We start from the raw sequence: 26,488 nt of genomic DNA on the forward strand, positions 1-26,488 counted from the left end.
ATAGGATTAATAAAAAAACAGACACAAGGGCCTGTTTTCAATCGTGGCAAGGCATTAAAGCCCTTCACAATAATAAAATTTATTTTTTAATTTTTAAACCAATCTTTTGACTCGGGATTCATTTTCCATGTTTGCAGCTTTTTCAGGTCATCTGAATGAATATTTCCATTCTCAAGTGCAACCTCTGTCAGTGTGTCATAATCAGTTAACGAGTAGTATGGAAGATCAGCCTCAGCAAACGCTTCCTTCGCTTTAGGGAGTCCATACGTAAAGATTGATACCACACCAAGCACTTCACAGCCAGCAGCTTTCAGAGCTGCTGCAGCTTCGAGTACGCTGCCCCCTGTGGAAATTAAATCTTCTATGACAACTGTTTTCTGGCCTTTTTGAACTGCACCCTCAATTTGATTGCCTTTTCCATGTGCTTTCGGTTTGCTTCTCACATAACACATCGGCAGGTTCAAACGGTCAGCCGCCAATGCCGCATGAGGGATACCTGCTGTCGCTGTTCCTGCGATCATTTCAGCTTCTGGGAAACGCTCTTGGATAAGCTTGCTGATGCCTGCAGCAACATCATTTCTTACCTCTGGGAAAGAAAGGGTAAGGCGATTGTCACAGTAAATTGGCGATAAAATGCCGCTCGCCCATGTAAACGGCTCATTCGGGCGTAAAAATACAGCTTGAATGTCTAATAGATGTTTTGCGATGATTTGTTTCATTGTTTGATTCCCTCCCATTCGAGTTTGACAGCTTCATAGGCTTTTAGCGGATTTAGAGCTTTTGTAATAGAGCGTCCCACAACAATTGCTGATGACCCTTTTTCTCTTGCTATAGAAGGCGTTGCAACGCGGACTTGATCATTCGCAGTGTCTGCTGACATACGGATACCCGGGGTCACCGTCAAAAACGACGGCGACACTGCTTCGTAAATGGCTTTTGCTTCATGAACAGAGCACACCACTCCATCAAGTCCGCTATTCTCCGCCAGTTTGCTGTAGTGCACAACCGTGTCGATGAGAGGCTTTCTGATGAGCAGCTCATCCTTCACCATTTGTTCAGATGTGCTTGTCAGCTGGGTTACCGCAATAAGTGACGGACGTTGTTTTCCTGCCGGCGTGCCTTCCTCTAAGCCTTCCAGAGCTGCTTCCATCATTTTTTTGCCTCCGGCTGCGTGAACATTGACGAGATCGACTCCAAGACAGGCAAGACGCTTCATTGCTTTATTCACCGTGGTCGGAATGTCATGGAGCTTTAAATCTAAAAAGATCTCACAGTTTCTTTCTTTTAATTGTGCAATGATAGCCGGGCCTTCTTGATAAAAAAGCTCCATTCCAACCTTCACAAATAACGGCTCCTTGTGAAAAGGCGCTAAAAATGACAGTGTTTCTTCAGCTGATGCAAAATCAAGCGCGATGATGGGCAGGTTGTTTTTCATGATTCCAGCTCCTTCCGATGCATTCTTCAACAGATTCATAGCCGTATTGGCGTAAGACAGCTGGGAGCTGCTCAATGATGTCAGGGCATGCGAAAGGATTCACGAAATTTGCTGTTCCGACAGCGACCGCACTTGCTCCGGCCAGAAGAAATTCTAATGCGTCTTCGGCCGTCTGAACGCCTCCCATCCCGATAATCGGAATGCTGACAGCCTGGCTGACCTCATGCACCATGCGGATGGCAACAGGCTTTACAGCAGGACCTGAAAGCCCTCCAGTTTTATTGGCTAATATTGGCTTGCCTGATTTTAAATCGAGCCTCATGCCGATTAATGTGTTGATCATCGTTAGACCATCCGCTCCCGCTTCTTCGATCGCTAGCGCAATTTCTGTGATGTTTGCCACATTCGGAGACAGCTTCACATATACAGGCACATCTGACACTTTTTTAACAGCCTTCGTCAAATCAGCAGCCATTTCAGGTTTTGTGCCGAAAGCGATTCCGCCTGTTTTCACATTCGGACAGGAAATATTCAGCTCAAGCGCGTGTACATTAGGCGCTTTGCTGATATGCTCTGCGACTTCAACATAGTCCTCGACTTGTGAGCCGGCGACATTGGCAATAATAGGCGTATCAAATTGCTCAAGCCATGGCAGCTCATTTTCTAAGACGCTTTCCAGCCCTGGATTTTGCAGACCGATCGCATTGAGCATTCCGGCGCCAGTCTCAGCTACCCTAGGCGTCGGATTCCCGAAGCGGGGCTCCTTTGTCGTAGCTTTGATCATGATTGCTCCGAGACAAGACAAATCATAAAAACGCGCAAACTCTTTTCCAAAACCGAAGCAGCCTGATGCGGGGATGATCGGATTTTTCAAATCCAGGCCCGGCAATTTCACCTCTAGCATTACAGCGCCACCTCCTGAGCTTTAAATACAGGTCCGTCAAGACATACCTTTACATAGGATGTCTCACTTTCGTTTGTATGGCACACACAGGCGAAGCATGCACCAATACCGCAGCCCATTCGTTCTTCCATGGAAATGTAAACCTCTTTGTGGGCGTATTCTTGTTTGAGCGCCTTTAGCATCGGTGTCGGCCCGCAGCTGAGGAGAATGTCAAATTCAAGATTTTTTTGTTTGATGACATCTGTGACAAACCCGGTTTCCCCGTAGCTTCCGTCAGCTGTTGCCACATACGTGTCGCCGTACTGTCGGCATTCTTTTTCGTAGAAAACATCCTTTGCCGATTGGAATCCTAAAACGTGTATGACCTTTACGTCTTTTTCCTTTAAACGTTTCGACAGTTCTTGGAGAGGCGGCACTCCTACACCGCCTCCTACCAGCAAAGCCGTCTTTCCGGGTTGGACTTCATCTACTGGAAAGCCATTGCCCAAAGGCCCGAGGACATCCACAAGATCTCCCTTCTGCTTCAGCGACAAGAGTCTTGTTCCTTCCCCATCTACTCGATAAATCATGGTGACTTCATTTTTTTCAAAGTTAACATCAGCAATGCTGATTGGCCTTCGCAAAAGAGGCGTAACCGCTTCGCTCACTTTCAGGTGAAGGAACTGTCCCGGGACAGTAAACCCTTGGACAAGCTCCCCTTTTAGAACCATTTGATACACCCGGTCTGCAATTTGCTGGTTAGCACACACCGTCAAATACGCTTTTTTCATATAGTGATTGCCGCCTCCTGATTTGTGTTGATTGCCGGCATTTGATCGGCACGGAACGTCATGCTTTCCAGCACCCGCAAAATGGCTTCTGCCGTATCTAAAGATGTTAAGCAGGCAACACCGTTTTCTACTGATTCACGTCTGATTCTAAATCCGTCTCTTGCCGGTTGCTTTCCTTTTGTCAGCGTATTGATGACAAACTGGGCTTCTCCGTTTCTGATCACATCAAGCAAGTTCGGGCCGTCCTGGCCGATTTTTCCGACGACCTTCGCTGGAATTGACGCTTCCTTGAGATACCCCGCCGTTCCTTCGGTCGCTAAAATGTTATACCCGATCGCATGGAATCGTTTAGCGATGGCAAGCCCTTCTTCTTTGTCCTTATCAGCCACTGTTAAAAGCACGGAACCGTAGTTAGGAATTTGAATTCCTGAAGCTATCAGCGCTTTATAGAGGGCCTTTTCAAGAGTGGAATCTTTGCCCATGACCTCTCCTGTTGATTTCATTTCAGGCCCTAACGTAATGTCCACTCTTCTCAGCTTCGCGAAGGAGAAGACCGGCGCTTTTACAAATACGCCCTGCTGTTCAGGCTGCAGGCCTTCATTGTAGCCAAACTCAGCCAGCTTTTGCCCGAGAATGACTTTTGTCGCGAGGTTCGCCATCGGAATGCCCGTGATCTTGCTTAAGAACGGCACCGTTCTGCTTGATCTCGGATTGACTTCAAGCACGTATACTTCACCTTTTGACAGGACGAATTGAATGTTGAGCAAGCCGACAATGTTCAGCCCTTTCGCAAGTGCGATCGTATATTGTTCAATTTTTTTCTTAATGTCTTCCGTCAGAGACTGCGGCGGATAGACCGCGATGGAGTCTCCGGAGTGCACGCCCGCACGCTCAATGTGCTCCATGATTCCCGGAATGACAACGGTTTGGCCGTCAGACACCGCATCCACTTCGATTTCTTTCCCAGTCAGATATCTGTCAATTAAGACTGGATGCTGCGGATTGATTTTGACTGCGTTTTTCATGTAATGGAGCAGCTCTTCCTCATGATAGACAATTTCCATCGCCCGTCCGCCAAGCACATATGAAGGGCGCACCAGTACCGGATAGCCGATGTTGCTTGCGATGTTTACCGCCTGATCAACCGATGTCGCAGTTTTGCCAAGCGGCTGCGGCACTTGAAGTTCTTCCAGCGCCTGTTCAAACTTATCCCGGTCTTCCGCACGGTCTAAATCTTCTAGTGACGTTCCAAGGATTTTGACTCCGCGTGCAGAAAGTTCGTCAGCAAGATTGATTGCAGTTTGTCCGCCAAATTGCACGACAACGCCCATCGGCTGTTCGAGGTCAATGATATGCATGACATCTTCGATCGTAAGCGGTTCAAAGTACAGCTTGTCTGAGATACTGAAATCGGTCGACACGGTTTCCGGGTTATTATTGACGATAATTGCCTCATAGCCTGCTTGTTTAATTGCCCACACGGAGTGAACTGTGGCGTAGTCAAATTCAACCCCCTGCCCGATTCGAATTGGACCGGAGCCAAGTACGATCACGCTTTTCTTATCTGTAACAACAGATTCGTTTTCTTCCTCATATGTGCTGTAGAAGTATGGCGTTTCTGATTCGAATTCCGCCGCGCACGTATCCACCATTTTAAATACCGGTGCGATTCCCGCTTGTTTTCTCATGCTGTAAAGCTCAGATTCTTTCATTTTCCACTCGCGGCTGATGTACTTATCAGAAAATCCGAGTTCTTTTGCCTGTCTCAGCACATCTGTATCGCCCGCATTTGCTTTCAGCTCTTTTTCAAACTGAACGATTCCGAATAGCTTATGCAGGAAAAAGAGGTCGATGGCAGAGAATTCATGAAGCTGCTCAACTGTATAGCCCCTTCTGTACGCTTCAGCCAGGTAGAATAAACGCTCGTCTCCGGCTTTTTTAATCCGCTTCTCGAGAAGCTCGTCTGAAATATCAGCGGCATCTTTTAATTCAAGATGATACACATCAGCTTCCAGTGAACGTACAGCTTTCAGCAGTGATTCTTCAAGCGTGCGGCCAATCGCCATGACCTCTCCCGTCGCTTTCATCTGAGTGCCGAGCCTTCTGTTTGCTGATTCAAACTTATCAAATGGCCAGCGCGGTATTTTAGATACGACATAGTCCAGCGCTGGTTCAAACGCTGCGTATGTCTTACCTGTCACCGGATTCATCATCTCGTCTAATGAAAGGCCGACGGCGATTTTAGCTGCGAGCTTTGCGATCGGATAGCCTGTCGCTTTTGATGCAAGGGCAGATGAACGGCTGACACGCGGGTTCACTTCAATAATGTAGTATTGGAAGCTGTCTGGATCTAAAGCGAGCTGTACGTTACACCCGCCTTCAATTCCAAGCGCACGGATCAGTTTTAAAGATACATTCCGCAGGAGCTGATATTCCCTGTCGCTGAGCGTTTGGCTCGGTGCGACGACAATACTGTCTCCTGTATGGATTCCGACCGGATCAATGTTCTCCATATTACAAACGACAATCGCATGATCTTGGCTGTCTCTCATGACTTCGTATTCGATTTCTTTGTAGCCGGCAATGCTTTTTTCAAGCAAACATTGGTGAACCGGGCTTAATTTTAAGCCGTTTTCAACAATTTCTTTCAGCTCAGCTTCGGTGGAGCAAATCCCTCCGCCTGTGCCGCCTAATGTATATGCAGGGCGGACAATGACAGGGAAACCAATTTGACTGACGAAGTTTTCAGCTTCTTCGAGAGAGTGGATGATCTCACTTTCAGGCACCGGTTCATTCAGCTCATTCATCAGTGTTCTGAACAAGTCGCGGTCTTCAGCCTGCTGAATCGCAGACAGCTTCGTGCCAAGCACTTCAACGCCGCATTCTGCCAGGACGCCTCTTTCTGAAAGCTCAACCGCAAGATTCAAACCGGTTTGGCCTCCGAGAGTGGGGAGAATGGCATCTGGGCGTTCTTTTCTGATGATTCGTGTCAGGAATTCCGGTGTGAGCGGTTCGATGTAAACCCGGTCAGCCATTTCTGTATCGGTCATGATCGTCGCCGGGTTTGAGTTGACAAGAATAACCTCATAGCCTTCTTCTTTTAACGCAAGGCAGGCTTGAGTTCCCGCATAATCAAATTCAGCTGCCTGACCGATGATAATTGGTCCTGACCCAATTACTAAAATTTTGTTAATGTCTACGCGTTTTGGCATACCGCTTCCCCTTCTTTCTCTGTTGTTTCGATCATTTCGATAAATCTGTCAAATAGATGATTAGCGTCCTCAGGACCGGGTGATGCTTCTGGGTGATATTGAACTGTAAATGCCGGCAGTGTTTTGTGTTTCAGCCCTTCAATCGTATCGTCGTTTATCGCGATGTGTGTGACTTCAAGCTCTGTTTCATTGATAGATGAAACTGTATAGCCATGGTTTTGGGATGTTAAGGCAACTTTTCCGGTTGCAAGCTCTTTTACCGGATGGTTAGAGCCCCTGTGACCGAATTTCATTTTTTCAGTATCGGCTCCGCACGCCAGCGCAAATAACTGGTGGCCGAGACAAATTCCGAATAATGGCACTTTTCCAAGAACACCTTTTATCATTTCAATCGCTTCAGGTACATCTTTCGGGTCGCCAGGTCCGTTAGAAAGCATGATGCCGTCTGGCTTCAGCTGAAGGACTTCTTCCGCTGTAATGTTGTAAGGCACAACGATGACGTCACATTTCCGTTTGTTCAGCTCTCTTAAAATGCCGTGCTTCATGCCGAAGTCAACCAAGACAATGCGTTTGCCTCTTCCCGGGCTCGGATATGCTGTTTTGGCTGATACTTGGGATACTTGATTTCTCGGCAGTTCAGTTTCGTTCAGTCTTTTCAGCACTGCTTCGATATCTTCATCAGGTGAAGCGAATGTTCCTTTTAGCGCGCCTGCCGTGCGGATCATTCTCGTCAGCTTTCTTGTATCAATTCCTTGCAGTCCCGGAATGTTTTTCATTTTTAAATACTCATCCAATGTGTAAGCTGAACGCCAGTTGGAAGGCAGTTCACATAATTCTTTTACAATCAATCCTTTAACAAAAGGCGTAATAGATTCAAAATCATCACGGTTAATGCCGTAATTTCCGATAAGCGGATATGTGAACGTAACGATCTGCCCGCAATAAGAAGGGTCTGACAAAATTTCCTGATAACCAGTCATACCGGTATTGAAAACGACTTCTCCCATGCTGTGCTCCAAGCTCCCGAAGGCTTTCCCCTCAAATACCGCTCCGTTTTCCAGTACTAATCGTCTTTTCATTTCACAAATCTCCCTTCTTCATAAGCAAGCGTTCCTGCTGCAATCGTAGCGACTGGCCAGCCGCTGCAGTTAAGGCCGTTAAATGGTGTGTTTTTACCTTTAGATAAGAATGTTTCTTTGTCTATAACTGCTTCTCTTTCCAAATCGATTAATGTGATGTCAGCTGCTTGTCCCGTTTTCAGTGTTCCAAATGGGAGACCAAACGCTTCGCAAGGCTTGATTGTCATATAATCAATCAGCTGTTTCAGCGTCCAGCTGCCGTTTTTAACAAAATGTGTGTAAAGAAGCGGGAACGCTGTTTCCAAACCGACAATTCCGAACGGCGCCAGCTTCATTTCTGTGTTTTTCTCTTCTTCTGTATGCGGCGCGTGGTCGGTTGCTATAAAGTCGATCGTTCCGTCTAAAAGTCCTTCAATCAGTGCTTCTCTATCTTCCGCACCGCGCAGCGGCGGGTTCATTTTATAGTTTGTATCCAGCCCGGGAATGTCTTCATCACAAAGCAGTAAATGGTGAGGTGAAACTTCTGCTGTGACCCGTATTCCCGCTTTTTTCGCATCACGCACGACTCTCACAGATTCTTTCGTGCTGATATGGCATACATGGTAATGGCAGTTTGCCGCCTCAGCCAGTAACACGTCACGGGCAATATGAACCGATTCACACACAGAAGGAATGCCGTTAAGCCCGTTCGCTTTTGAAAAAGTCCCCTCATGGACGCTGCCTCCGTAAATTAAGGAGTTGTCCTCGCAATGTGCGACAATCGCTTTGTCAATCGCGGCTGCGCGTTTCATTGCTTCATACATCATTCCTGCTGTCTGTATACCGACGCCGTCATCTGTAAATGCAAATGCCCCAGCTTCTTTTAATGCTTCAAAGTTTGTCATTTCATCGCCAATTTGTCTGATCGTTATAGATGCATAAGGAAGAACTCTGACGCATGATGTTTCTTTAATGCGGTTTTGCACCCATTCCATCTGCTCCTTCGTATCAGGAACCGGCCGTGTATTCGGCATGGCTGCTACTGTTGTATAACCGCCGCGCGCCGCTGCTTTCGCGCCGGTTTCAATGGTTTCTTTTTTCTCTCCGCCAGGCTCTCTAAAGTGTACATGGAGGTCAACAAAACCCGGTGAAACGAGCAATCCTTTCGCGTCAATAACCGTTTCTCCATCTGCTGCATTAAGCTTGCCGATTTCTGAGATGACCTCTCCTGTCACTCGAATATCCTGTTCTGTTTTTTCACCATTTTCGTTAAGTATCCAGCCGTTTTTAATGAGATATGACATACGCTGCTTCTCCTCTTTTCACATTGGTTTGTAAGGCACGCTGTATCACTGCCATTCTGATAAATACACCATTTTGCATTTGTTTGAAGATTCTTGATTTTTCACTTTCTACTAAGCTGTGATCAATCTCCACTCCTCTGTTCACAGGCGCCGGGTGCATAATAATCGCATGCTGCTTCATACGTTCAGCCCGTTCTACAGTCAAGCCGAATTCATTTAAATAGCCTTCCTGGCTGACAGCTGACTGATGTCTTTCATTTTGAATACGCAGCAGCATGACAACATCCGAAGTCTCTACTGCTTCATCTATTGAGACATACGCGCCAAACGTATTTTCTTCATCCTGCCATTCCGGCGGACCGGAAAACAGAACGCGGGCACCGAGTCTTGTCAACACTTCAGCATTAGACCTCGCGACTCTGCTGTGCTTAATGTCGCCGTGAATGGAGACGGTAAGGCCTTTGAACGTATTGAATTCTTCATTGATTGTCATTACATCAAGCAATGATTGTGTCGGATGCTGGCCGCACCCGTCTCCCGCATTCAGAATCGGGATATTTACATGTCCGACAAGCTCTTTGTAGTACTCATCTTCACTGTGTCTGATGACACACGCGTCAACACCGATTGATTCGAGCGTTCGAATTGTGTCATATAAGGTTTCGCCTTTTTGTACGCTGGTGCTTGTTCCGTCGAGATTCAGGACATTCATGCCCAGTTTCTTTTCAGCTACCTCAAAGCTGAATCGTGTTCTGGTGCTTGGTTCAAAAAACAGATTCGCTGCAAATTTACCTGTCAGCTGATGGTCTGTTTTTCCGTTTTTGAGGTCTTGCGCAGTTTGAAGCAAATCTTTGATTTCCCCAGTGCTGAGTTCACTCATCGTCGTTAAATGCTTCATTTTCTTTCCCCTCTCATTTCAACTTGTTTAAGGCTGAAAAAAAACCCGGTCTTGGATAGACTCGGGGTACGGTTAATTAGAGGAGCAGCGTGAAGCTTTCTTCTCTTTATAACCCTTCCAAGCCTCTCTGGACTTTCATTAAAAGGTTTACATATGATGTTGTTCGGATGTGTCTGCCTGCTCTTCCTTCGCTTGCGGAAGAATCAGGTTTAAGATGACACCTACAATTGCCGCAAGCGCCATGCCTGACACTTGGAATCCTCCTTCAGACACCTGAATAAATGCGCCGCCTACGCCGATTACAAGGATGACGGATGTAATAATGAGGTTTCTGTTATTTTCATAATCAATTTTGTTGTCAATCAGCATTCTCAAACCGCTTGAAGCGATGATGCCGAACAGCAGGAAGGAAACGCCTCCCATAACCGCTGACGGGACTGAACTGATAAGCGCAGATATTTTGCCGATGAAGCCGAAACAAAGGGCAATCACTGCCGCGCCTCCGATAACAAAGACGCTGAACACTCTCGTAATGGCCAGTACGCCAATGTTTTCTCCATAAGTTGTTGTAGGCGGGCCGCCAATCAAGGAAGCAAGGATTGTGGCCGCGCTGTCGCCCATTATCGAGCGATGGAGACCCGGTTTTTTAATGAAGTCTTGTCCTACAACTTTGCTTAGCACCATCTGGTGGCCGATATGCTCTGACATGGTAACAAATGCGACAGGGACCATTGCTGCGGCGATGCCAAGTGTCACTGACGGTGTATAATCTTTAAACGGGATGATAAATTCAGGGACTGCAAACCATTTCGCGTCAAGCACCGGCTGGAAGTTGACAATTCCTTGAGTCAAGGCAAACAAGTATCCGCCGATGATTCCGATCAAGACCGGGATTAAGCTTAAGAAGCCCCGCAAGAAAATCGCGCAAATGATCGTGATCGCTAAAGTGACACCTGCAACACTGAAATGTTTTAAGCTGTAAACCAGCTCACTGGCATTCGGATCAGCATACATGGCCATATTTACCGCTGTGCCGGCCAGACCCAGTCCAATGACGATAATAACCGGACCTACGACGACAGGCGGGAGAAGCTTCATCAGCCAGCCTGTTCCGAGCTGTCTGATCAGCAAGGCAATCAGCCCGTACACAAGCCCTGCCAGAAACGCACCAACCATTGCCGCTCCGGGTCCGCCGGTCGCTTTTACCAAGATGATCGGAGAAATAAAGGCAAAGGATGAACCGAGATACGCTGGTATTTGTCCTTTCGTGATCAGAAGGTAAGCAAGTGTTCCGATACCGCTCGTCACCAATGCAACAGCAGGACTCATTCCGACCAGCTTCGGAACCAAAATCGTTGAGCCAAACATCGCAAATAAATGCTGCAGGCTGAACGAAACCCAAGAGAAAGGTTTCGGGATTTCCCTGACTCCCAAATTAACTTTTTTCTTACTCATGATGATTTTCCCCCTGATTGATGGATGACTTTTCATATTAGGATGACTTAATAACTGTATAAAAAAACCTCTTTGCTATTTTTACGCAAAGAGGCATACAAAGACCGGCCGCATACTTTCGGGGCTTCGCTGTGCACCTCTTTGCAACCTCTCTGGATTGCGTTTAAAAAGGTGATACATTATTCATTTTCATAAATGGCGACGAGATCGTTTTTGTCAACCTCATCAAGCTGAACCATAACCTTTTCAGCTTTTGAAGTCGGGATGTTTTTCCCGATGTAATCTGCTCGGATCGGCAGTTCTCTGTGTCCTCTGTCAACAAGCACAGCCAGTTGAATTGAGGAAGGTCTGCCTACATCGACAAGGGCGTCCATTGCGGCTCTGACCGTTCTTCCTGTGTAAAGAACATCATCTACGACAATTACTTTTTGATCTGTGATGTCTACCGGTATATCTGCACCTTTCACAAGCGGTTCTTCATTGCTCGTTTTTTTGGATAGATCATCTCTGTAAAGGGTGATATCAATTTCTCCAACCGTTACAGGATTCCCTTCAATCTGTTCAATCCGCTCGGCGAGGCGTTTTGCCAAGTAAATGCCTCTTGTCTTGATACCGACAAGGATGCAGTTGTTCATTCCTTTATTGCGTTCAATCATTTCGTGAGCAATTCTGGTCAGCGCACGTCTGATTGCCTGTTCGTCGAGAATGACAGCTTTTTGATTCATTATGTGACACCTCACAGTTCATTTAGAAGAAAAAACCCCTCTTGCCATTGGCAGAGAGGGGTTTTAGGACAAGGTGCGTGCATATACACGTATCCCGTCAATCCGTTATCCTTCTCAGCCTCTCTGGACTGTTTTAAAGAATCTATTCAGCTTCGTTTATTATTTCAGAAAAGAGATGCCCTGTCAACGGGTTTTTCTCAGATTTTCGATTAAAGCAGACATATCATCAGGAAGCGGTGCCTCAAATTCGATATATTCGTCAGTGCGCGGATGCTGAAAACCTAAAATTCCGGCATGAAGCGCCTGTCCGTTAAAATCGATCGTTTTTCTCGGCCCATATTTCGGATCTCCCGCTAACGGGAATCCGATATACTTCATATGCACACGGATTTGGTGCGTTCTTCCTGTTTCAAGCTGGCATTCCACAAGCGTAAACTCCTGGAAGCGGTCAAGAACATGAAAATGAGTGACGGCGTTTTTTCCATCACGTGTTACAGTCATGCTTTGCCGGTCTTTCTTATCCCGCCCGATCGGCGCATCAATTGTACCGTCATCGTGAGAAATAAGCCCATGGACAACTGCTGTATATTTCCGCGTAACCGTTTTGTTGACCAATTGGTTTACAAGTGACTCGTGCGCCATATCATTCTTCGCCACCATTAATAAGCCAGACGTGTCCTTATCGATTCTATGGACGATCCCCGGACGCATCACACCATTTATTCCGGATAAGTCCGTACAATGAGCCATAAGGCCGTTTACAAGTGTACCCGTAAGATGCCCGGGAGCTGGGTGCACAACCATTCCGCGAGGTTTATTGACGACCAGCACATCCTGATCTTCATAGTAAATATCCAGATCCATAGGTTCTGCCAGCACGTCGAGCGCTTCAGGCTCAGGCACAGTGACAGTCACCTGATCCCCCGGCTGAATTTTATAATTCGATTTTACAGGGCTTCCGTTCACGACAACTTGTCCGTCCTTCACCCATAGCTGCACCTGGGTTCTCGACCAACCATTTTCAGTCGATGCCAGAAATTTATCAATCCGCTCACTTTTTTGTTCTTCTGAAGCGGTTATGTCAAATTGATTCATGCTATTGCTCCTTCTTCTTTTTCCCGCTGTCCAACAGCATTTGTATAAATAAAAGCATTACGCCGACACATAATGAAGAGTCTGCGATATTAAAAATCGGGTAATTGTAATTGACGATAATGACATGGATAAAATCCACCACTTCCTGTCTGACAGCCCGATCGATAAAATTGCCGATGGCGCCGCCAAGCATGAGTCCAAGGGAAACACCAAGAAGCTTTTGCCCTTTCGTATAACGCTGTATGTAATAAACAATACCAATAATGACTGCAGTTGTGATGAGGTAGAAAAACCACATCTGACCGGCTAATATCCCCCACGCCGCACCCGTATTGCGATGGGAGGTGATATAGAATACCTGATCAATAATCGGTATGCTTTGTCCAAGTTCCATGTTCTTGACGACAAGCCATTTTGTCAGTTGATCAGCTGCGATAATAAGTAGTGCGATAACGTAATACAGCACAAACGTTCCTCCATTATACGGTTACTTTAGTCCATTATGCATTTTATCAATAAAAAGCACTGGAGTAAAGAAATATCAGCCTCTATACAGACTTAATCGGAGAGGCGCTGTTATTCATACAGCGCCTGATCATATTCAATATCAGTTGGTTTCCACAGAGGAAGTGTTTTTTTTTCAAATTGGACTGAATACAGAAAATCATTTGCTGTTCGCGCTGTCGGCAGCACAGCCAGCTTTGAAAGAGGAATGGGAGCTCCAGTTTCTTCACAGTATCCGAATGTGCCGTCCTCAATTTTCGACAATGCGAGAAGAACGTCTTGAAGCTCTTCTTTAATATGATAGATCAGAGTTGCTTTTTGTTTATGATTGATTGCTGCTTGCGGGCTTGTTGAAACCTGAAAGCAAGAATACTCAAATAATCTCGACTGTAATTCTTCTTTCATCAGAAGAAGTTCCGTATAAATTGCGGTCAGTTGATCATTCATTCATCACAACTCCTGCTCTTAACGTAATACCTATATTGTTACCTGTGAATGATGATCTAAAGCCCATAAGATTTTTCCTGCCATTCTAAACGATGTCACTCTTGGCACAAAAAAAGGCCCGGCTTTTGCGCCGGGCTCTTTTCATTAGTTCTGATAATACTTTTCAACGATTTCAGCGTTGCGCAGTGACAATGTAGGATATTTCGGGTTCGCACCTACATCTTTAGAAATCACACGGGATCTCTCACACATTTCGCCTTCAGCTTTCTCGACAGTGATTTTCCCTGTCTCAAAGCTTTGTGCATCGTTTGGCGCTTCATTTTCTTCGCTGATGGTTAATTCAGAAACAATAAACAGCTGAGAAAGATTTTCTTTAATAGAAGCTAATAGCTCTTTGTTTTCTTTATTCGGATACAATTTCAGGCTTGCTTCCAATGATTTACCGATGATTTTTTCATTTCGCGCTGTTTCTAACGCTTTTAGCACATCATCACGAAGAGACATAAAACGGTCAAACTTATCTTCTGTCGCTTCGCTGTTTGGAACCGCAATCGTTTCCGGCATGTCTGTCAGCTGAACGCTCTGCTCATCAACGAATGTTAAATGAGACCATAATTCGTCAGCGGTATGAGGCAGAATCGGTGCTGTAAGCTTCACTAACGCAAGCAGCGTTTCATAGAATACAGTCTGCATGCTGCGTCTATCCGGATGATCCGCATGCTCAATGTATACAATATCCTTAGCGAAATCCAGATAGAATGAGCTTAATTCAATTGTACAGAAATTATGGATGCTGTGATACACAACCGCAAACTCGTACTCGTCGTACGCTTTTTTCACTTTATCAATCAGTTTGTTTAGCTTAACCAGCATATACTGATCGACTTCACGAAGATCTTCAACAGCCACCGCGTTTGTTTTTGGATCAAAATCGAACAGGTTGCCGTGAAGGAAACGGAACGTGTTGCGGATTTTACGGTATACTTCAGCAACCTGCTTCAGAATCGCATCAGACACGCGAACATCCGCCTGGTAGTCAACAGAAGACACCCATAATCTCAAAATGTCGGCGCCAAGCTGTTTCATGACTTTTGCTGGAACGACGACGTTACCGATGGATTTACTCATTTTTCGTCCTTCTCCATCCAGTGCGAACCCATGGCTGAGCACACCTTTATATGGCGCTTTTCCTGTTACGGCTACTGCTGTTGATAGAGATGAGTTAAACCAGCCCCGGTATTGGTCAGAGCCTTCAAGGTATAAGTCAGCCGGCCGAACGAGATCCTCGCGTTCTTCAAGCACCGCTTGGTGGGAAGAACCAGAATCAAACCAAACATCCATGATGTCCTGTTCTTTTGTAAAAGTGCCGTTCGGGCTTCCAGGATGCGTAAAGCCTTCCGGAAGAAGATCCTTCGCTTCTTTTTCAAACCAAATGTTTGAGCCATGTTGTCTAAACAATTCTGAAACGTGCTCAATCGTTTCATCTGTGATGATTGGCTCGCCGTTTTCAGCATAAAATACCGGAATCGGCACACCCCATGCACGCTGTCTGGAAATACACCAGTCTCCGCGGTCACGAACCATGTTGTGCAAACGCTGCTCGCCCCATTCAGGAACCCATTTGGTTTCTTTAATGGATTGAAGCAGGTCTGATCTGAAATCTTTAATAGACGCAAACCATTGCGCAGTTGCTCTGAAAATGGTTGGCTTCTTTGTTCTCCAATCGTGCGGATAGGAGTGTGTAATGAATTCAAGCTTCACGAGCGCGCCTTTTTCTTCGAGCTGCTGTGTGATCACTTTGTTTGCATCATCATAGAACATACCTTCAAAGCCAGGAGCTTCGCTTGTCATCACACCTTTTTCATCAACCGGACAAAGGACGTCTAAGCCGTATTTTTGGCCAATGATAAAGTCATCTTCCCCATGTCCCGGTGCTGTATGAACACAGCCTGTTCCGGCGTCAGTTGTCACGTGATCGCCAAGCATAACGAGTGAATCTCTGCCGTATAGCGGGTGTTCAGCGATAATATTTTCGAGTTCTTTCCCTTTGATCGTTCTTGTCACTTCATATTGCTCAAAGCCGCATGCAGAAGCTACAGCTTCAACCAGTGCACTTGCTACAACAAAGCGGTCATCACCGACTGCAATCACGCTGTATTCCAGATCAGGATGAACTGAAATGCCGAGGTTTGCAGGAATCGTCCAAGGCGTTGTTGTCCAAATGATGATGCGCTCGCCGTTTTCAAGCACGCCTTTTCCGTCTTTCACGCCAAACGCAACGTAAATAGATGCTGAGCGTTTGTCTTGATATTCGATTTCCGCTTCAGCTAAAGCAGACTCACTTGAAGGTGACCAGTTAACCGGTTTAAGGCCTTTATAAATGTAGCCTCGTTTTGCCATTTCACCGAAAACGCGGATTTGCTGCGCTTCATATTCCGGTTTTAGTGTCACATATGGATTTTCCCAGTCGCCGCGGACTCCAAGACGCTTGAATTGCTCACGCTGACCCTCAATTTGCTTCCATGCATATTCTTCGCATAGCTTGCGGAATTCAGCTACTGACATTTCTTTGCGGTTCACTTTTTTGTTTTTTGTAAGAGCTGTTTCAATCGGCAACCCGTGTGTATCCCAGCCCGGTACATACGGTGCGTTGTACCCGCTCATTGATTTGTAGCGGACGATGAAGTCCTTTAAAATTTTGTTAAGCGCGTGGCCCATGTGGATATCGCCGTTTGCGTACGGAGGCCCGTCATGTAAAACAAATTTAGGGCGGTCTTTCGTCCGTTCCTGTACTAGACTGTAGATATCCTGCTCCTCCCATTTCTTTTGCATGTCAGGCTCACGGTTCGGCAAGTTGCCTCGCATCGGAAAATCTGTTTTCGGCATTAAGAGCGTGTCTTTGTAATCCATTTTCATTCCTCCACCAATTTTTTCAGAAAATAAAAAAAGCCCTCTCATCCCATAAGGGACGAGAAAGCTTATCTCGCGGTACCACCCTTTTAGAAAAAGCCAGGCTTACGCTTTTTCCTCTCGAGCATCGTAACGTGATGAACGTCCTAACCTACTGTGAGTTCAGAAAGGAAACTTAAGGGCTGATCTACATGATTCCGGCCATCCCGGACTTTCACCATCTCCGGGTCGCTATGAAGGCATGATGGAAACATGACTGTCCCTTTCAACCGTCTTTTCATCTGAATTTATGAACGTATTATATTCGACAAGCTAAGAAAATGTCAAGGTAATCAGAGAATTTATTCCTTTTCCTCAAACACAGCGTCGACTTCATACTCAAGCAAATGATCCCAATCGTCATTTTTCAGAAGATCAAGCTGCGCTTCAATCAGCATTTGGAAACGTGTTCTGAACACTTTAGACTGTTTTTTCAGCTCTTCGATTTCCATTGCGATTTTTCTTGATTTTGATAAAGATTCGTTGATGATGCGATCAGCGTTTTTCTCCGCTTCCCGAACAATCAGCTTTGCTTCCTTTTGAGAATTGCGCTTTACGTCCTCAGCTGCTTCTTGGGCAACCAGAATCGATTTATTCAGCGTTTCTTCAATGTTGGCAAAGTGTCCGATTCTTTCATCGAGCTCATTGACTTTCGCTTCTAGCTCTGTTTTTTTTCGGAGAACAATTTCGTAATCTTTTCTGACTTGACTTAAGAATTCATTTACCTCGTCTTCATCATATCCGCGAAAACTTTTTGTAAACGTCTTGTTGTGAATATCATTCGGCGTTAATGGCATGATGCCACCTCCATTTTTTACATTTCAGTACGGTTATCTAGTTCACATTATAAAACAAATTTCGCACAGATGGAGAAAAAAACTGAAAAACCGACTATTTTTGTCGTTCAAACGTGACTCTCCACTTGTCTTTTTTGGTTTTCCCTTCGATTTTTGTCAGGCTGCAGCGGCCAAAGCCCCTGATAGAGAGCATATCCCCTTCAGCAACCTGGTAAGAAGGGTCTTCAACAACCTTCCAGTTCACTTTTACGAGACCGTTTTTCACCAGCGTTTGTGATTTCTGGCGTGATTGCCTGCTCATAGAGGCGCAGACCGCGTCAAGCCTTAAAGAAGAAACGGTGTCATCTCTTATTTCGACATCTAATGCAGGAATTTCAAGGTCTGACAAGTCAATTTTCTCAAGCTTGACTGCGGCTTTTCCGGCTTGGGTAAGCTGTGCCGCAACAAAATCGGCTGTATCAGCTGAGACAATGATTTGCACCGCCGTCTCTGAAAACACTAAATCGCCAAACTTTTGCCGTTTCAGACCGATTCCCATTAATGAACCAAGGAGAGACCGGTGATCAACCGTCACAAATTTTTCAGCATAGCGAACGTCAAACGCCTGAAGCTCAAAATCCGATTCTTCCGGCGTGATGTACTCAGGATATAAAATGGCCCGTTTTCGCTCCGCTCTGTCATAGCCGCCGGAAAAAGCCAGTCCTACATCTGCCTGTCCCGTGACCGCAGCGAGAATGACCTGTTCCCGGGGATCTAAAAAATCGGTCAGCTTCATCCGGTACTGCTCCTGGACAATTCTTTTCCATTCGAGCGCCTGATCGATAAAGGCACGCTCTTCTTTTCTGAAGTGCTGATAAATATCGCTCATCGTCTTTCCCTTCTATGTAAAGAGGCTTGGCTGCTGCCAAGCCCCCTATCAAACTGTCACCTTAAAACGCAATCATGCGATAAAGCCCCCATAAGCCGGTTGTTGCAAACCGCAGCACAAGAATGGCCACGATTGGCGAGATATCCAGCATTGCAATTGGAGGGATGATTTTTCTGAATGGCTCGAGATATGGTTCACAGATCGACGCTAAAAACCGTCCGACTGCTGTTTCCCTCGTACTCGGCACCCATGACATAAAAATATATATGATCAGGGCAAATGAGTATATTGTAATTAATAAGCTTAAAACCGAAAAAACTTGATAAAGGATCATCTCGCTTTACCACCTCTGATCGTCTTCAGATATGAGCTCAGAAATTGTGCCTGAAACATCTACGTTGTCAGGCGTGCATAGGAAAATATCTGAACCGATTCTTTGGATATCGCCGCCAATGGCATAAACGGTGCCGCTTAAAAAGTCAACAATCCGTTTCGCCTGGTCATGCTGTATCCGCTGAAGATTGACGACAACTGCCCGCCTGTTCTTCAGATGGTCGGCTATTTCCTGCGCCTCCGCATAAACGCGCGGCTCACTCAACACCACTTTAGAGGATTTCTGAACACTTTGCAAGCTTACTACATTCTGTTTGGCTGCTGGTTTACCAGCATTATAAGCAGGTTTTTCTTTTTGTTCCTGTTCTTCATGAGAATCCCGCTCAGTTTCAATATATTCGTATTCGTATTCTTCTTCATCCATTGAGAAAAAGTTTTTCAGTTTATTTTTCATACTCATTGCTGTACACCCCCTGTTTCATTTCCGACTAACGATGAGCCGATTCTAATATAAGTAGCCCCTTCTTCAATCGCGATTTCAAAATCATTTGACATGCCCATCGACAGTTCTGTACACGGAGCGTTCGGCTGTTTCAGCTCTTGAACCTGATCACGAAGTTCTCTAAGTGTTCGGAAACAGCTTCTAATCTCATCTTGGTCATCAGTCAGCGGAGCCATTGTCATCAGTCCGGCCACAACAATGTTGTCAAAGCTGGAAAGCTCCTGTATGAATGGTATCACTTCTTCTTTATTCATGCCGTGTTTAGAGGGCTCAAGCGAGGTATTGACCTGCACAAAGCATTGGACAGCACCTTCAGCCCGTTTTTCAATTTCTTTCGCTAATGAAAGCCGGTCCAGGGAATGAATATAGGAAACAGAATTGACGACAGCTTTTACTTTTCTTGATTGAAGGCTGCCGATAAAATGCCATTCCGGATTTCCTTTCATGATTTCCTGTTTGCGAAGCAGTTCGGCGTCCCGGTTCTCTCCGAGGCACGTGATGCCTGCATCGACCGCCTCCTGTGCTCTTTCAGGCGACACATATTTTGTGACTGCAATAACCGTAACTTCATCGGATCTGCGGCCCGATCTGTTACATGCTTCGTTTATTCGTTCGTTTATATGTCGTAAATTTTCAACAACACGCAAGATCTTTTATGCCTCCTTCATTCCGATAAAGGACATCATCCGTCCTGTTTTCCCCTGATCTCGCCGATGGGAAAAGAAAAGTGACGGCTCACTTTCCGTACATAAACCGCTGACAGAAATCTGCTCATTTGCCAAACCGCTGTCGATCAGTATGAGTCGGTTCAGCTCTTTCAGGTCAAGCTGATACTGCCCCTGCCCCGTCTGATTCACGGCGCGATCTGCTGAAAACGGCAATGCGCGGACAGCATTCATCACACGGTCATCTACCGTATAGCACGCACCGCAGATAGACGGTCCGACAACAGCGTATATATCAGAAAGCGTCGAGCCCTCCTGTTCGGTCCATTGCTTCACCATTTCTCTGCCAATCTGTTTGACCGTGCCTTTCCATCCGGCATGAGCGATCCCGACAAGCGATTTCACCGGATCGAAAAAGAATAGAGGCACACAATCAGCAAAGCATAATGCCAAAAATACATTTTTATCATTTGTATAGAGCCCGTCTGTTGCTTTAAAAGCTGAGTGATACTCACGGGCGCCTTTTCCCCTATCCCTCTGCGTCACTTTTTGGACGCGATTGTCGTGTGTCTGGTCAGCAAATACCCAAGACTGCAAATCAATATTAAACATATCGGCTATATATTCACGATTTTTAACCACATCTGCATCTTTGTCATGAACGTGCAATCCTGTATTTAACGACTCAAAAGGTTTTTGGCTGACACCGCCGTTTTTCGTAGTAAACCCAGCAATGACTTCCGCATCGTTTTGATTCGTTTGTTTCCAGTCTTGTATCATGAGTGTCGAGGGGGTGGTGAGACTGAATGGGTGATATGTATTCATGATGATCCAACCTTTCGACAAACATTTATAAGGCGTAATTTCCCACTTATTTTACCACATCTTTCTGCATTCGTTTAGCGCCGATTTACATATTTCATAAATGAAATGTGCCGGAAGAGTTCAGACTTCCGGCATTTGACAATCAGCGGCAAAAAAGCAGGTTAAGCATGGGATTCACTTAATCGGACTAAAATGACATCTTCTCCGATTTTAACTATATTTCGCCAAGGAATGACCATTTCCTCTTCCTTTCCAAAAAAACCGAGAACTTTTCCATTTCCCCCTAGTATAATCGCCTGAATTTTTCCTGTGGTGACATTGATATCAATATCACCGATGCTCCCTAATTTTTTTCCGTTAGAGACATTGACGACATCCTTTACTTGAAATTCTGAAATGCTGATCATCCCATCACGTCCTTTTTCGGTCCTTTTTTCTAGTATATGAACGGGCGGGCTGAACCTTGTCAGCAAGGAGAAATTTTCATGATCATTGTTCTTTTTTGCGGCTGCACCATCTTATGATGAACGTGAGCATGATTTTCGTATAATCTACGAGCTGCTTAATCGATACCTCTTCATTAACGGCATGAGCATTATATAAATCGCCCGGTCCGTATATCACGCTTGGAATACCGGCATTATAAAGCCATCCCCCATCTGTTACGGTTTGAGAAACGTCAATGACGGGGCGGTCCCGTTTGATCTCCTCGTGTGACGCCGTAAGGGCTAAAACGCCGGGATGAGCCGGATCAACTTCCAAGGCCGGAAAAATTTCGCCTCTTTCTTCAATCATTGAAGAGCCTCCCCATTTGAAGACAGGACGGTTTTCCCTCAGCCAAATATCACTGTCACTCAGCCTGTTGATGTAATCTTCTATTTCAGCAGCCACTTCTTCATGCGTTTCATTGGGATAAAAATGGACGGTAATCCATAATCGGCACTCATCCGCTATAAAGGCCGCATGTCTGCCTCCTTCTATAACAGCGGGATTAATGGTGTTTGTACCGGGGGTAAAGCCGGGATAGCTTTTCATAATGGCCCAATGTCGCTCCAGCTCACCGAGTCCAGAAATGATTTTTGCCATTTTTTCGATTGCGCTCGCCCCGAATGTTCCTCCGCCAGCGTGGATCATATTCCGTCTTGTTCCATCGTGAAACGTTTGATTGCTTTTTATTTCGATCCAGCCTGTAATCACTCCGCCTTGGCCTTGAATATGCATATCGCTCGTATCCGCCACAACTGCAAAGTCTGCGTGATAGCCCTTTTTGCAGCATTCAAGCGTGCCGGCCTCTCCGACTTCCTCCCCGATGACCGATTGCAGAATCAAATCGCCCGGGAGCTCAACGCCCGCTTCACGAATCAGCTTTAAAGCAAACAGCACACAGGCCATTCCGCCTTTCATATCTGAAGCGCCCCGGCCGATTAAGAAACCGTTTTTCTCACTGGGGCAAAATGGGTCATGCACCCAGTCCTCGCCCTCTTTTACCTCTGCCACATCGACATGCCCATTGATGATTAAACTTTGATAGGCGGCTGAATTTGTTCCTTTTAAAACACCCACAACATTGGGATCTCCTGGATAAACGTCCCATTTGTCGATGGAAAAGCCCCGTTCAAGCAAAAACTGCGCAATCCATGTTTGGATGCTGTCTGTATTTCTCGCAGGCGGCGCCGGTGTTTTAAAAGAAATCAGCGTTTTCGCAAGCTCAATGAGCTCGTCCTTTTGTTCTTCCGCTTTTTTTAGTAAAGACTCTACTTGATCAATCATGTTATCCGCTCCTATTTTTAATAAGAAAAAAGCCGTTTCATATTCATGAAACGGCTTAATAAAGAAAGCAGAGTGCAAGCTGCTGCATTCTCCGCTTTTTTCACCGCTTCCCTCCGCTGGTATGATCCAGATCAGGTCAATAAGGGTTGAGACAAGCGTCTCTCTCAGCTTCGAAAGCACCCCCAGGATGAATCGTATGTTGTTATGCATTTGTCACCGGCTCAGCTCTTGTTAAAAACGGGCGATCCTGATTCCAGAATACACGGATCGGCGTATCAAAAAAAGAAGAAAGTGATTCGTCTGTCAGCATGTCTTTCATTTGTCCTGACCTAAAAACTTTTCCCTTTTTTAACAAGAGGGCTTTATCAAAAATCGGCAAAATTTCTTCCGCATGATGTGTAACATAAAGAATAGACGGCGCATTTTCCCTGCTTGCAATGTGCGTAATCGTATCTAACAGTTTTTCCCGGGCGATAAAATCAAGTCCTGTAACTGGTTCGTCCAGTATAAGCAGCTCCGGATCAGCCATTAGCGCTCTTGCGATTAAAGCTCTTTGTTTCTCTCCCTGAGAAAGAGTTTCGTAGCGGCGGTCGGCATAATCAATGGCTCCTAAGTCCTCGAGCAGGGCAATCGCTTTTTCTCTGATTTCCGCACTTGGTGTTTCATACAAGCCAATCGAAGCATATGCCCCGCTTAGAGCAATTTCAAAAGCTGAATCTGCCGGATACAATTTTTGCTGAAGACCCGCTGAGACAAGGCCGATTTTTCGTCTGAGTTTATCTCCCAGCTCCGTTTTTCCGAATACATGACCAAGCACCTGCATCTCGCCTGCTGTCGGAAAATAGTAAGAGCATAACATATTTAACAGCGCGGTCTTCCCAGCTCCGTTTAATCCGTAAAGCACCCAATTCTCCTTTTCTTCTACTTTCCAGTGAATATCCTTTAGTATCCATTTTCCATTCCGTTTTAGTGAGACATTGTCAAGCTGCAAAATCATTGTGGTCCTCCTCTTTCCAAGCCGAATAATTATTTTAATTTTCACAAAACTGTGTACGGACTAGGATACCTTACTTTTTCGAAAACGTAAACCGCTCGTTTCCAAATAGAAAAGCCTTTAAAACAGAAATTGTTTTAAAGGCTTTCGGCGTGCATGCTATTGATGAATATTCTTATTCATTTGTTTAATTGCTGCCTTTTCCAGTCTGGACACCTGTGCCTGGGAAATGCCGATTTCTTCAGCTACTTCCATTTGCGTTTTTCCTTGGAAGAACCGTTTTCTTAAAATCATTTTTTCCCTCTCGTTCAGTCTTCTCATGCCTTCTTTCAAAGCCAGCTCTTCAATCCATTGTGTATCTTTGTTGCGTTCATCACTGATTTGATCCATGACATAAATCGGATCTCCGCCGTCATTGTAGATCGGTTCAAAAAGAGATACCGGATCTTGAATGGCGTCGAGTGCGAACACGATTTCTTCGTGCGGTACTTCAAGAACTTTGGCGATATCCTCTGCCGTCGGCTCCTTGCTTGTCTCACTGATTAACCGCTCTCTTACCTGAAGTGCCTTATATGCGATATCCCTGAGTGATCTCGAGACACGTATCGGGTTATTATCGCGCAAATACCTGCGGATTTCTCCGATAATCATAGGTACAGCGTATGTTGAAAACTTAACATTGTGGCTTAGATCAAAATTATCAATGGATTTCATTAGTCCGATGCAGCCGACTTGAAATAAGTCATCAACATACTCCCCTCTGTTATTAAATCTTTGAATGACACTTAAGACAAGACGCAAGTTCCCGTTTACAAGCTTTTCTCTGGCTGAATCATCACCTTCGTCCTGCAATTGCCTAAACAGCTTTCTCATCTCTTCATTCTTGAGTACGGGTAATTTGGAGGTATCCACCCCGCAGATTTCGACTTTATTTCTCGACACTTTTTTCCCTCCCTACAGGAGCTGCTGTACAACGTTAAGTATCTCCTCGGGTGGGAAAAATATGCACTGCACTCAAACCGAAAAATAGTCATAATTGGGAAATCCTTGTAGAATCAAGGGATTAACCCGCAAAAATTTTTTACACCATTTTGTTGAATTCTTTTCGCAATCTTTTAATGATTCTTTTTTCCAGACGGGAAATATAGGATTGGGAAATCCCCATCATATCCGCAACATCCTTTTGGGTCTTTTCCTCTTCGCCGACAAGCCCAAAACGCAGTTCCATGATTTGTTTCTCCCTCTCATTTAACTGTTCGAGCGCTTTTTTTAGAAGCTTTTTATCCACATTTGCTTCAATGTCCTTTGTGATGATGTCGTCATCCGTGCCCAGCACATCAGAAAGCAGAAGCTCATTGCCGTCCCAATCAATATTAAGCGGTTCATCAAAAGAAACTTCTGAACGGATTTTGTTGTTTCTCCTTAAATACATCAGGATCTCATTCTCAATACAGCGAGAGGCATATGTAGCCAGCTTGATTTTCTTTTCCGGATTGAAGGTATTCACAGCTTTGATTAAACCAATGGTGCCTATGCTGATTAAATCTTCAATATTAATTCCCGTGTTTTCAAATTTCCGTGCGATATAGACGACAAGCCGCAGGTTGCGTTCGATCAAAATAGCACGGGCCGCCTGGTCGCCGCTTGGGAGCTTCATTAATAGAACCTGCTCCTCGTCTTTTGATAATGGCGGCGGTAAAGCTTCACTCCCGCCTATGTAATACACTTCATCGCTTTTTAAGCCCAGTTTCATCAGCAGCTTATACCAGAGGTGCGTCAACCGCAATTTAAGTTTTTTCATCTTCCTCTCCCTTCTAAATGTCACGTCTTATGAGTATGATAAGTAACGGACATTTGCGAACATTAGGATACGTGCTTAATGGCTTTTCCGGACAGCATTTTCGGATGAATAATCGCGTCAAAATCTCCATCTGCCGACAGCTTTGACGTGCTGATGCCGATTAAGCATTTATCCGCGGAAATCATTTCATCTTTTGTCATAATCGTTACATGATCCGGTTTGATACATAATAGAAATTGATGCTGCTGGCCTACTCCCCGATATGGGATCAGCCTCATTTTATCTAAAAATCGAAACGAATCATCAAGCTGTTCAATCGCTTCCATCGGGTCTGCATTTCGGATAATCATCGTTTCAGCCTCTCCGAAAATCGATTCAAGCTTATCAATGTGAAGAATCATGACCGGCGTTTTTGTGAGCGGATCATACAGCTGGTTGCCGGAATCCACCAGGCCTCTTGCGTGCAGTGTTTGGCCGCCCAGGTCCGCCTGTACCCTGACTCGTTCCTCATATTGAATGTTTTTTGTTTCAATATCTTCGATTCTTCTCTTGGAAAAAAACCATAATGCGGGAAAGCCAGCCACGATAAACATCCAGCTGATCGGGTCGCCAAATCCGGTGTGATTAGTGATCATGACACCGTTTCTGACAATAGAGTTTGACTGCAGCAATGAATGTGCTCCGATGATTCCCCCTCCCATTAGAAAAGTAGCAAAATAAAAGGAAAACAAATTTTGAAAGAAATAGCGAAACCGCTTAAAACCGAATGTCACGAGCACAATGACAACCGAAAAAGCGAGCTTTCCGGCCGGGTTCTCAACGATCGGCGAGAAAGGAGTAAACATCAAAAGGACAATACTTGAACCGATAAATGCGCCGCCTAGCAATCTTCTTTTTTTCACATGGCGTTTTAAAATAAAAGCCGTCAGTAAAAGCAACAGTGCGTCAAAACAAAAGTTTAACAGCCAAATGACATCTAAATAGATTTTCACACCTGACCCCTTTCTTTCTTGCATCACGCTGTTCCCCTTCTTGTTTCATAAGTATAAAGCAAGCTCTGTGGGAAAGTCTGTCAATTAATGTTGAGAGGCCCATACAATTTTTCAGGGATAACTGCTTAATTTGTCGAGGGAATAAATGAGAGGATACAGAAAAAAAGCTGCCAAGAGCGGCAGCT

Annotated in this window: 26 protein-coding genes, 1 riboswitch and 1 other annotated feature; all 26 genes read right to left on the reverse strand. The window is 45.3% G+C overall.

All coding sequences use genetic code 11. The annotated features are described in order from the left end of the window. Positions 1-86 precede the first annotated feature (86 nt). The 26 genes from pyrE to spoIIGA all read right to left on the reverse strand — a co-directional run bounded on the left by pyrE (position 87) and on the right by spoIIGA (position 26,303). The gene (gene pyrE, locus M1D69_RS12620) at positions 87-719 is read right to left on the reverse strand and encodes an orotate phosphoribosyltransferase (RefSeq protein WP_458105904.1); all 633 of its coding nucleotides are present in this window, start codon (positions 717-719) and stop codon (positions 87-89) included. Then, complete coding sequence (pyrF, locus tag M1D69_RS12625) at positions 716-1,435, reverse strand: orotidine-5'-phosphate decarboxylase (protein WP_458105903.1); 720 nt, start codon at positions 1,433-1,435, stop codon at positions 716-718. The genes pyrE and pyrF overlap by 4 nt, the downstream gene beginning before the upstream one ends. Further along, on the reverse strand, positions 1,404-2,339 hold the full coding sequence (locus M1D69_RS12630) for a dihydroorotate dehydrogenase (protein ID WP_458105902.1): 936 nt from the start codon (positions 2,337-2,339) through the stop codon (positions 1,404-1,406). Before M1D69_RS12630 ends, pyrF begins: the two co-directional genes overlap by 32 nt. Then, positions 2,339-3,109 (reverse strand): dihydroorotate oxidase B electron transfer subunit, encoded by a 771-nt coding sequence (gene pyrK / locus M1D69_RS12635; protein WP_458105901.1) that lies wholly within the window; start codon positions 3,107-3,109, stop codon positions 2,339-2,341. Before pyrK ends, M1D69_RS12630 begins: the two co-directional genes overlap by 1 nt. Continuing rightward, the gene (carB, locus tag M1D69_RS12640) at positions 3,106-6,321 is read right to left on the reverse strand and encodes a carbamoyl-phosphate synthase (glutamine-hydrolyzing) large subunit (protein WP_458105900.1); all 3,216 of its coding nucleotides are present in this window, start codon (positions 6,319-6,321) and stop codon (positions 3,106-3,108) included. Before carB ends, pyrK begins: the two co-directional genes overlap by 4 nt. Continuing rightward, positions 6,306-7,400: a carbamoyl phosphate synthase small subunit gene (locus tag M1D69_RS12645; protein ID WP_458105899.1), complete on the reverse strand. Its 1,095-nt coding sequence runs from the start codon at positions 7,398-7,400 to the stop codon at positions 6,306-6,308. Before M1D69_RS12645 ends, carB begins: the two co-directional genes overlap by 16 nt. Further along, positions 7,397-8,683: a dihydroorotase gene (locus M1D69_RS12650; RefSeq protein WP_458105898.1), complete on the reverse strand. Its 1,287-nt coding sequence runs from the start codon at positions 8,681-8,683 to the stop codon at positions 7,397-7,399. The genes M1D69_RS12645 and M1D69_RS12650 overlap by 4 nt, the downstream gene beginning before the upstream one ends. Then, entirely contained in the window at positions 8,667-9,581 is a 915-nt protein-coding gene (locus M1D69_RS12655; RefSeq protein ID WP_458105897.1) for an aspartate carbamoyltransferase catalytic subunit, read from the reverse strand. The genes M1D69_RS12650 and M1D69_RS12655 overlap by 17 nt, the downstream gene beginning before the upstream one ends. Positions 9,582-9,728: 147 nt before the next feature. Then, a complete protein-coding gene (pyrP, locus tag M1D69_RS12660) occupies positions 9,729-11,036 on the reverse strand; it encodes a uracil permease PyrP (protein ID WP_458105896.1) in 1,308 nt (435 codons plus the stop codon). Positions 11,037-11,215: 179 nt separating this feature from the next. Continuing rightward, positions 11,216-11,761, reverse strand: a complete 546-nt coding sequence (gene pyrR, locus M1D69_RS12665) for a bifunctional pyrimidine operon transcriptional regulator/uracil phosphoribosyltransferase (protein WP_024121338.1) — start codon at positions 11,759-11,761, stop codon at positions 11,216-11,218. A gap of 183 nt (positions 11,762-11,944) precedes the next feature. After that, positions 11,945-12,856, reverse strand: coding sequence for an RluA family pseudouridine synthase (locus M1D69_RS12670; protein WP_024121337.1), 912 nt, complete (start codon positions 12,854-12,856; stop codon positions 11,945-11,947). Position 12,857: 1 nt separating this feature from the next. After that, complete coding sequence (gene lspA, locus M1D69_RS12675) at positions 12,858-13,322, reverse strand: signal peptidase II (RefSeq protein WP_010334181.1); 465 nt, start codon at positions 13,320-13,322, stop codon at positions 12,858-12,860. Positions 13,323-13,432: 110 nt separating this feature from the next. Then, complete coding sequence (gene ylyA, locus M1D69_RS12680) at positions 13,433-13,807, reverse strand: sporulation-related RNA polymerase-binding protein YlyA (protein ID WP_458105895.1); 375 nt, start codon at positions 13,805-13,807, stop codon at positions 13,433-13,435. A 144-nt stretch (positions 13,808-13,951) separates the two neighbouring features. Next, entirely contained in the window at positions 13,952-16,717 is a 2,766-nt protein-coding gene (ileS, locus tag M1D69_RS12685) for an isoleucine--tRNA ligase (RefSeq protein WP_458105894.1), read from the reverse strand. A 51-nt stretch (positions 16,718-16,768) separates the two neighbouring features. After that, positions 16,769-16,996: a binding site (T-box leader), on the reverse strand. A 62-nt stretch (positions 16,997-17,058) separates the two neighbouring features. Then, positions 17,059-17,553, reverse strand: a complete 495-nt coding sequence (gene divIVA / locus M1D69_RS12690; RefSeq protein ID WP_010334179.1) for a septum site-determining protein DivIVA — start codon at positions 17,551-17,553, stop codon at positions 17,059-17,061. Between the two features lie 94 nt (positions 17,554-17,647). After that, positions 17,648-18,421 carry a YlmH family RNA-binding protein gene (locus M1D69_RS12695; RefSeq protein ID WP_248336803.1) on the reverse strand — a complete coding sequence of 258 codons (774 nt, stop codon included), beginning with the start codon at positions 18,419-18,421 and terminating at the stop codon, positions 17,648-17,650. 61 nt (positions 18,422-18,482) lie between these two features. Next, the gene (locus M1D69_RS12700; protein WP_003221463.1) at positions 18,483-18,755 is read right to left on the reverse strand and encodes a YggT family protein; all 273 of its coding nucleotides are present in this window, start codon (positions 18,753-18,755) and stop codon (positions 18,483-18,485) included. Positions 18,756-18,761: 6 nt separating this feature from the next. Continuing rightward, positions 18,762-19,214, reverse strand: a complete 453-nt coding sequence (sepF, locus tag M1D69_RS12705; RefSeq protein ID WP_024121333.1) for a cell division protein SepF — start codon at positions 19,212-19,214, stop codon at positions 18,762-18,764. Further along, the gene (locus M1D69_RS12710; protein ID WP_458105893.1) at positions 19,211-19,903 is read right to left on the reverse strand and encodes a YggS family pyridoxal phosphate-dependent enzyme; all 693 of its coding nucleotides are present in this window, start codon (positions 19,901-19,903) and stop codon (positions 19,211-19,213) included. Before M1D69_RS12710 ends, sepF begins: the two co-directional genes overlap by 4 nt. 6 nt (positions 19,904-19,909) lie before the next feature. Further along, complete coding sequence (pgeF, locus tag M1D69_RS12715; RefSeq protein ID WP_458105892.1) at positions 19,910-20,746, reverse strand: peptidoglycan editing factor PgeF; 837 nt, start codon at positions 20,744-20,746, stop codon at positions 19,910-19,912. Between the two features lie 161 nt (positions 20,747-20,907). Continuing rightward, positions 20,908-21,153 carry a YlmC/YmxH family sporulation protein gene (locus M1D69_RS12720; protein WP_010334173.1) on the reverse strand — a complete coding sequence of 82 codons (246 nt, stop codon included), beginning with the start codon at positions 21,151-21,153 and terminating at the stop codon, positions 20,908-20,910. An 82-nt stretch (positions 21,154-21,235) separates the two neighbouring features. Then, a complete protein-coding gene (locus M1D69_RS12725) occupies positions 21,236-22,516 on the reverse strand; it encodes an acetylornithine deacetylase (RefSeq protein ID WP_458105891.1) in 1,281 nt (426 codons plus the stop codon). A gap of 91 nt (positions 22,517-22,607) precedes the next feature. Next, positions 22,608-22,710: riboswitch (TPP riboswitch) on the reverse strand. A gap of 8 nt (positions 22,711-22,718) precedes the next feature. Then, positions 22,719-23,513: an ABC transporter ATP-binding protein gene (locus M1D69_RS12730; protein WP_458105890.1), complete on the reverse strand. Its 795-nt coding sequence runs from the start codon at positions 23,511-23,513 to the stop codon at positions 22,719-22,721. Between the two features lie 156 nt (positions 23,514-23,669). Beyond that, the gene (gene sigG, locus M1D69_RS12735; RefSeq protein ID WP_010334169.1) at positions 23,670-24,452 is read right to left on the reverse strand and encodes an RNA polymerase sporulation sigma factor SigG; all 783 of its coding nucleotides are present in this window, start codon (positions 24,450-24,452) and stop codon (positions 23,670-23,672) included. 139 nt (positions 24,453-24,591) lie between these two features. Beyond that, a complete protein-coding gene (gene sigE, locus M1D69_RS12740; protein WP_024121327.1) occupies positions 24,592-25,311 on the reverse strand; it encodes an RNA polymerase sporulation sigma factor SigE in 720 nt (239 codons plus the stop codon). A gap of 62 nt (positions 25,312-25,373) precedes the next feature. Further along, complete coding sequence (gene spoIIGA / locus M1D69_RS12745; RefSeq protein WP_458106155.1) at positions 25,374-26,303, reverse strand: sigma-E processing peptidase SpoIIGA; 930 nt, start codon at positions 26,301-26,303, stop codon at positions 25,374-25,376. Between the last annotated feature and the right edge of the window lie 185 nt (positions 26,304-26,488).

This window comes from Bacillus sp. PK3-037 (genome assembly GCF_054161355.1).

Excerpts from the sequence above, each read along its gene's own strand:
- M1D69_RS12700 (WP_003221463.1), bottom strand. The coding sequence starts at position 18,755 with ATGATCCTTTATCAAGTTTTTTCGGTTTTAAGCTTATTAATTACAATA.
- M1D69_RS12630 (WP_458105902.1), bottom strand. The coding sequence starts at position 2,339 with ATGCTAGAGGTGAAATTGCCGGGCCTGGATTTGAAAAATCCGATCATC.
- ileS (WP_458105894.1), bottom strand. The coding sequence starts at position 16,717 with ATGGATTACAAAGACACGCTCTTAATGCCGAAAACAGATTTTCCGATG.
- divIVA (WP_010334179.1), bottom strand. The coding sequence starts at position 17,553 with ATGCCATTAACGCCGAATGATATTCACAACAAGACGTTTACAAAAAGT.
- carB (WP_458105900.1), bottom strand. The coding sequence starts at position 6,321 with ATGCCAAAACGCGTAGACATTAACAAAATTTTAGTAATTGGGTCAGGA.
- M1D69_RS12730 (WP_458105890.1), bottom strand. The coding sequence starts at position 23,513 with ATGATTTTGCAGCTTGACAATGTCTCACTAAAACGGAATGGAAAATGG.
- M1D69_RS12695 (WP_248336803.1), bottom strand. The coding sequence starts at position 18,421 with ATGAGCGATATTTATCAGCACTTCAGAAAAGAAGAGCGTGCCTTTATC.
- M1D69_RS12655 (WP_458105897.1), bottom strand. The coding sequence starts at position 9,581 with ATGAAGCATTTAACGACGATGAGTGAACTCAGCACTGGGGAAATCAAA.
- pyrK (WP_458105901.1), bottom strand. The coding sequence starts at position 3,109 with ATGAAAAAAGCGTATTTGACGGTGTGTGCTAACCAGCAAATTGCAGAC.
- pyrF (WP_458105903.1), bottom strand. The coding sequence starts at position 1,435 with ATGAAAAACAACCTGCCCATCATCGCGCTTGATTTTGCATCAGCTGAA.
- pyrE (WP_458105904.1), bottom strand. The coding sequence starts at position 719 with ATGAAACAAATCATCGCAAAACATCTATTAGACATTCAAGCTGTATTT.
- pyrP (WP_458105896.1), bottom strand. The coding sequence starts at position 11,036 with ATGAGTAAGAAAAAAGTTAATTTGGGAGTCAGGGAAATCCCGAAACCT.
- pyrR (WP_024121338.1), bottom strand. The coding sequence starts at position 11,761 with ATGAATCAAAAAGCTGTCATTCTCGACGAACAGGCAATCAGACGTGCG.
- ylyA (WP_458105895.1), bottom strand. The coding sequence starts at position 13,807 with ATGAATGATCAACTGACCGCAATTTATACGGAACTTCTTCTGATGAAA.
- sepF (WP_024121333.1), bottom strand. The coding sequence starts at position 19,214 with ATGAGTATGAAAAATAAACTGAAAAACTTTTTCTCAATGGATGAAGAA.
- M1D69_RS12650 (WP_458105898.1), bottom strand. The coding sequence starts at position 8,683 with ATGTCATATCTCATTAAAAACGGCTGGATACTTAACGAAAATGGTGAA.
- sigE (WP_024121327.1), bottom strand. The coding sequence starts at position 25,311 with ATGAAAAAACTTAAATTGCGGTTGACGCACCTCTGGTATAAGCTGCTG.
- M1D69_RS12670 (WP_024121337.1), bottom strand. The coding sequence starts at position 12,856 with ATGAATCAATTTGACATAACCGCTTCAGAAGAACAAAAAAGTGAGCGG.
- M1D69_RS12720 (WP_010334173.1), bottom strand. The coding sequence starts at position 21,153 with ATGATCAGCATTTCAGAATTTCAAGTAAAGGATGTCGTCAATGTCTCT.
- M1D69_RS12725 (WP_458105891.1), bottom strand. The coding sequence starts at position 22,516 with ATGATTGATCAAGTAGAGTCTTTACTAAAAAAAGCGGAAGAACAAAAG.
- pgeF (WP_458105892.1), bottom strand. The coding sequence starts at position 20,746 with ATGAATACATATCACCCATTCAGTCTCACCACCCCCTCGACACTCATG.
- M1D69_RS12645 (WP_458105899.1), bottom strand. The coding sequence starts at position 7,400 with ATGAAAAGACGATTAGTACTGGAAAACGGAGCGGTATTTGAGGGGAAA.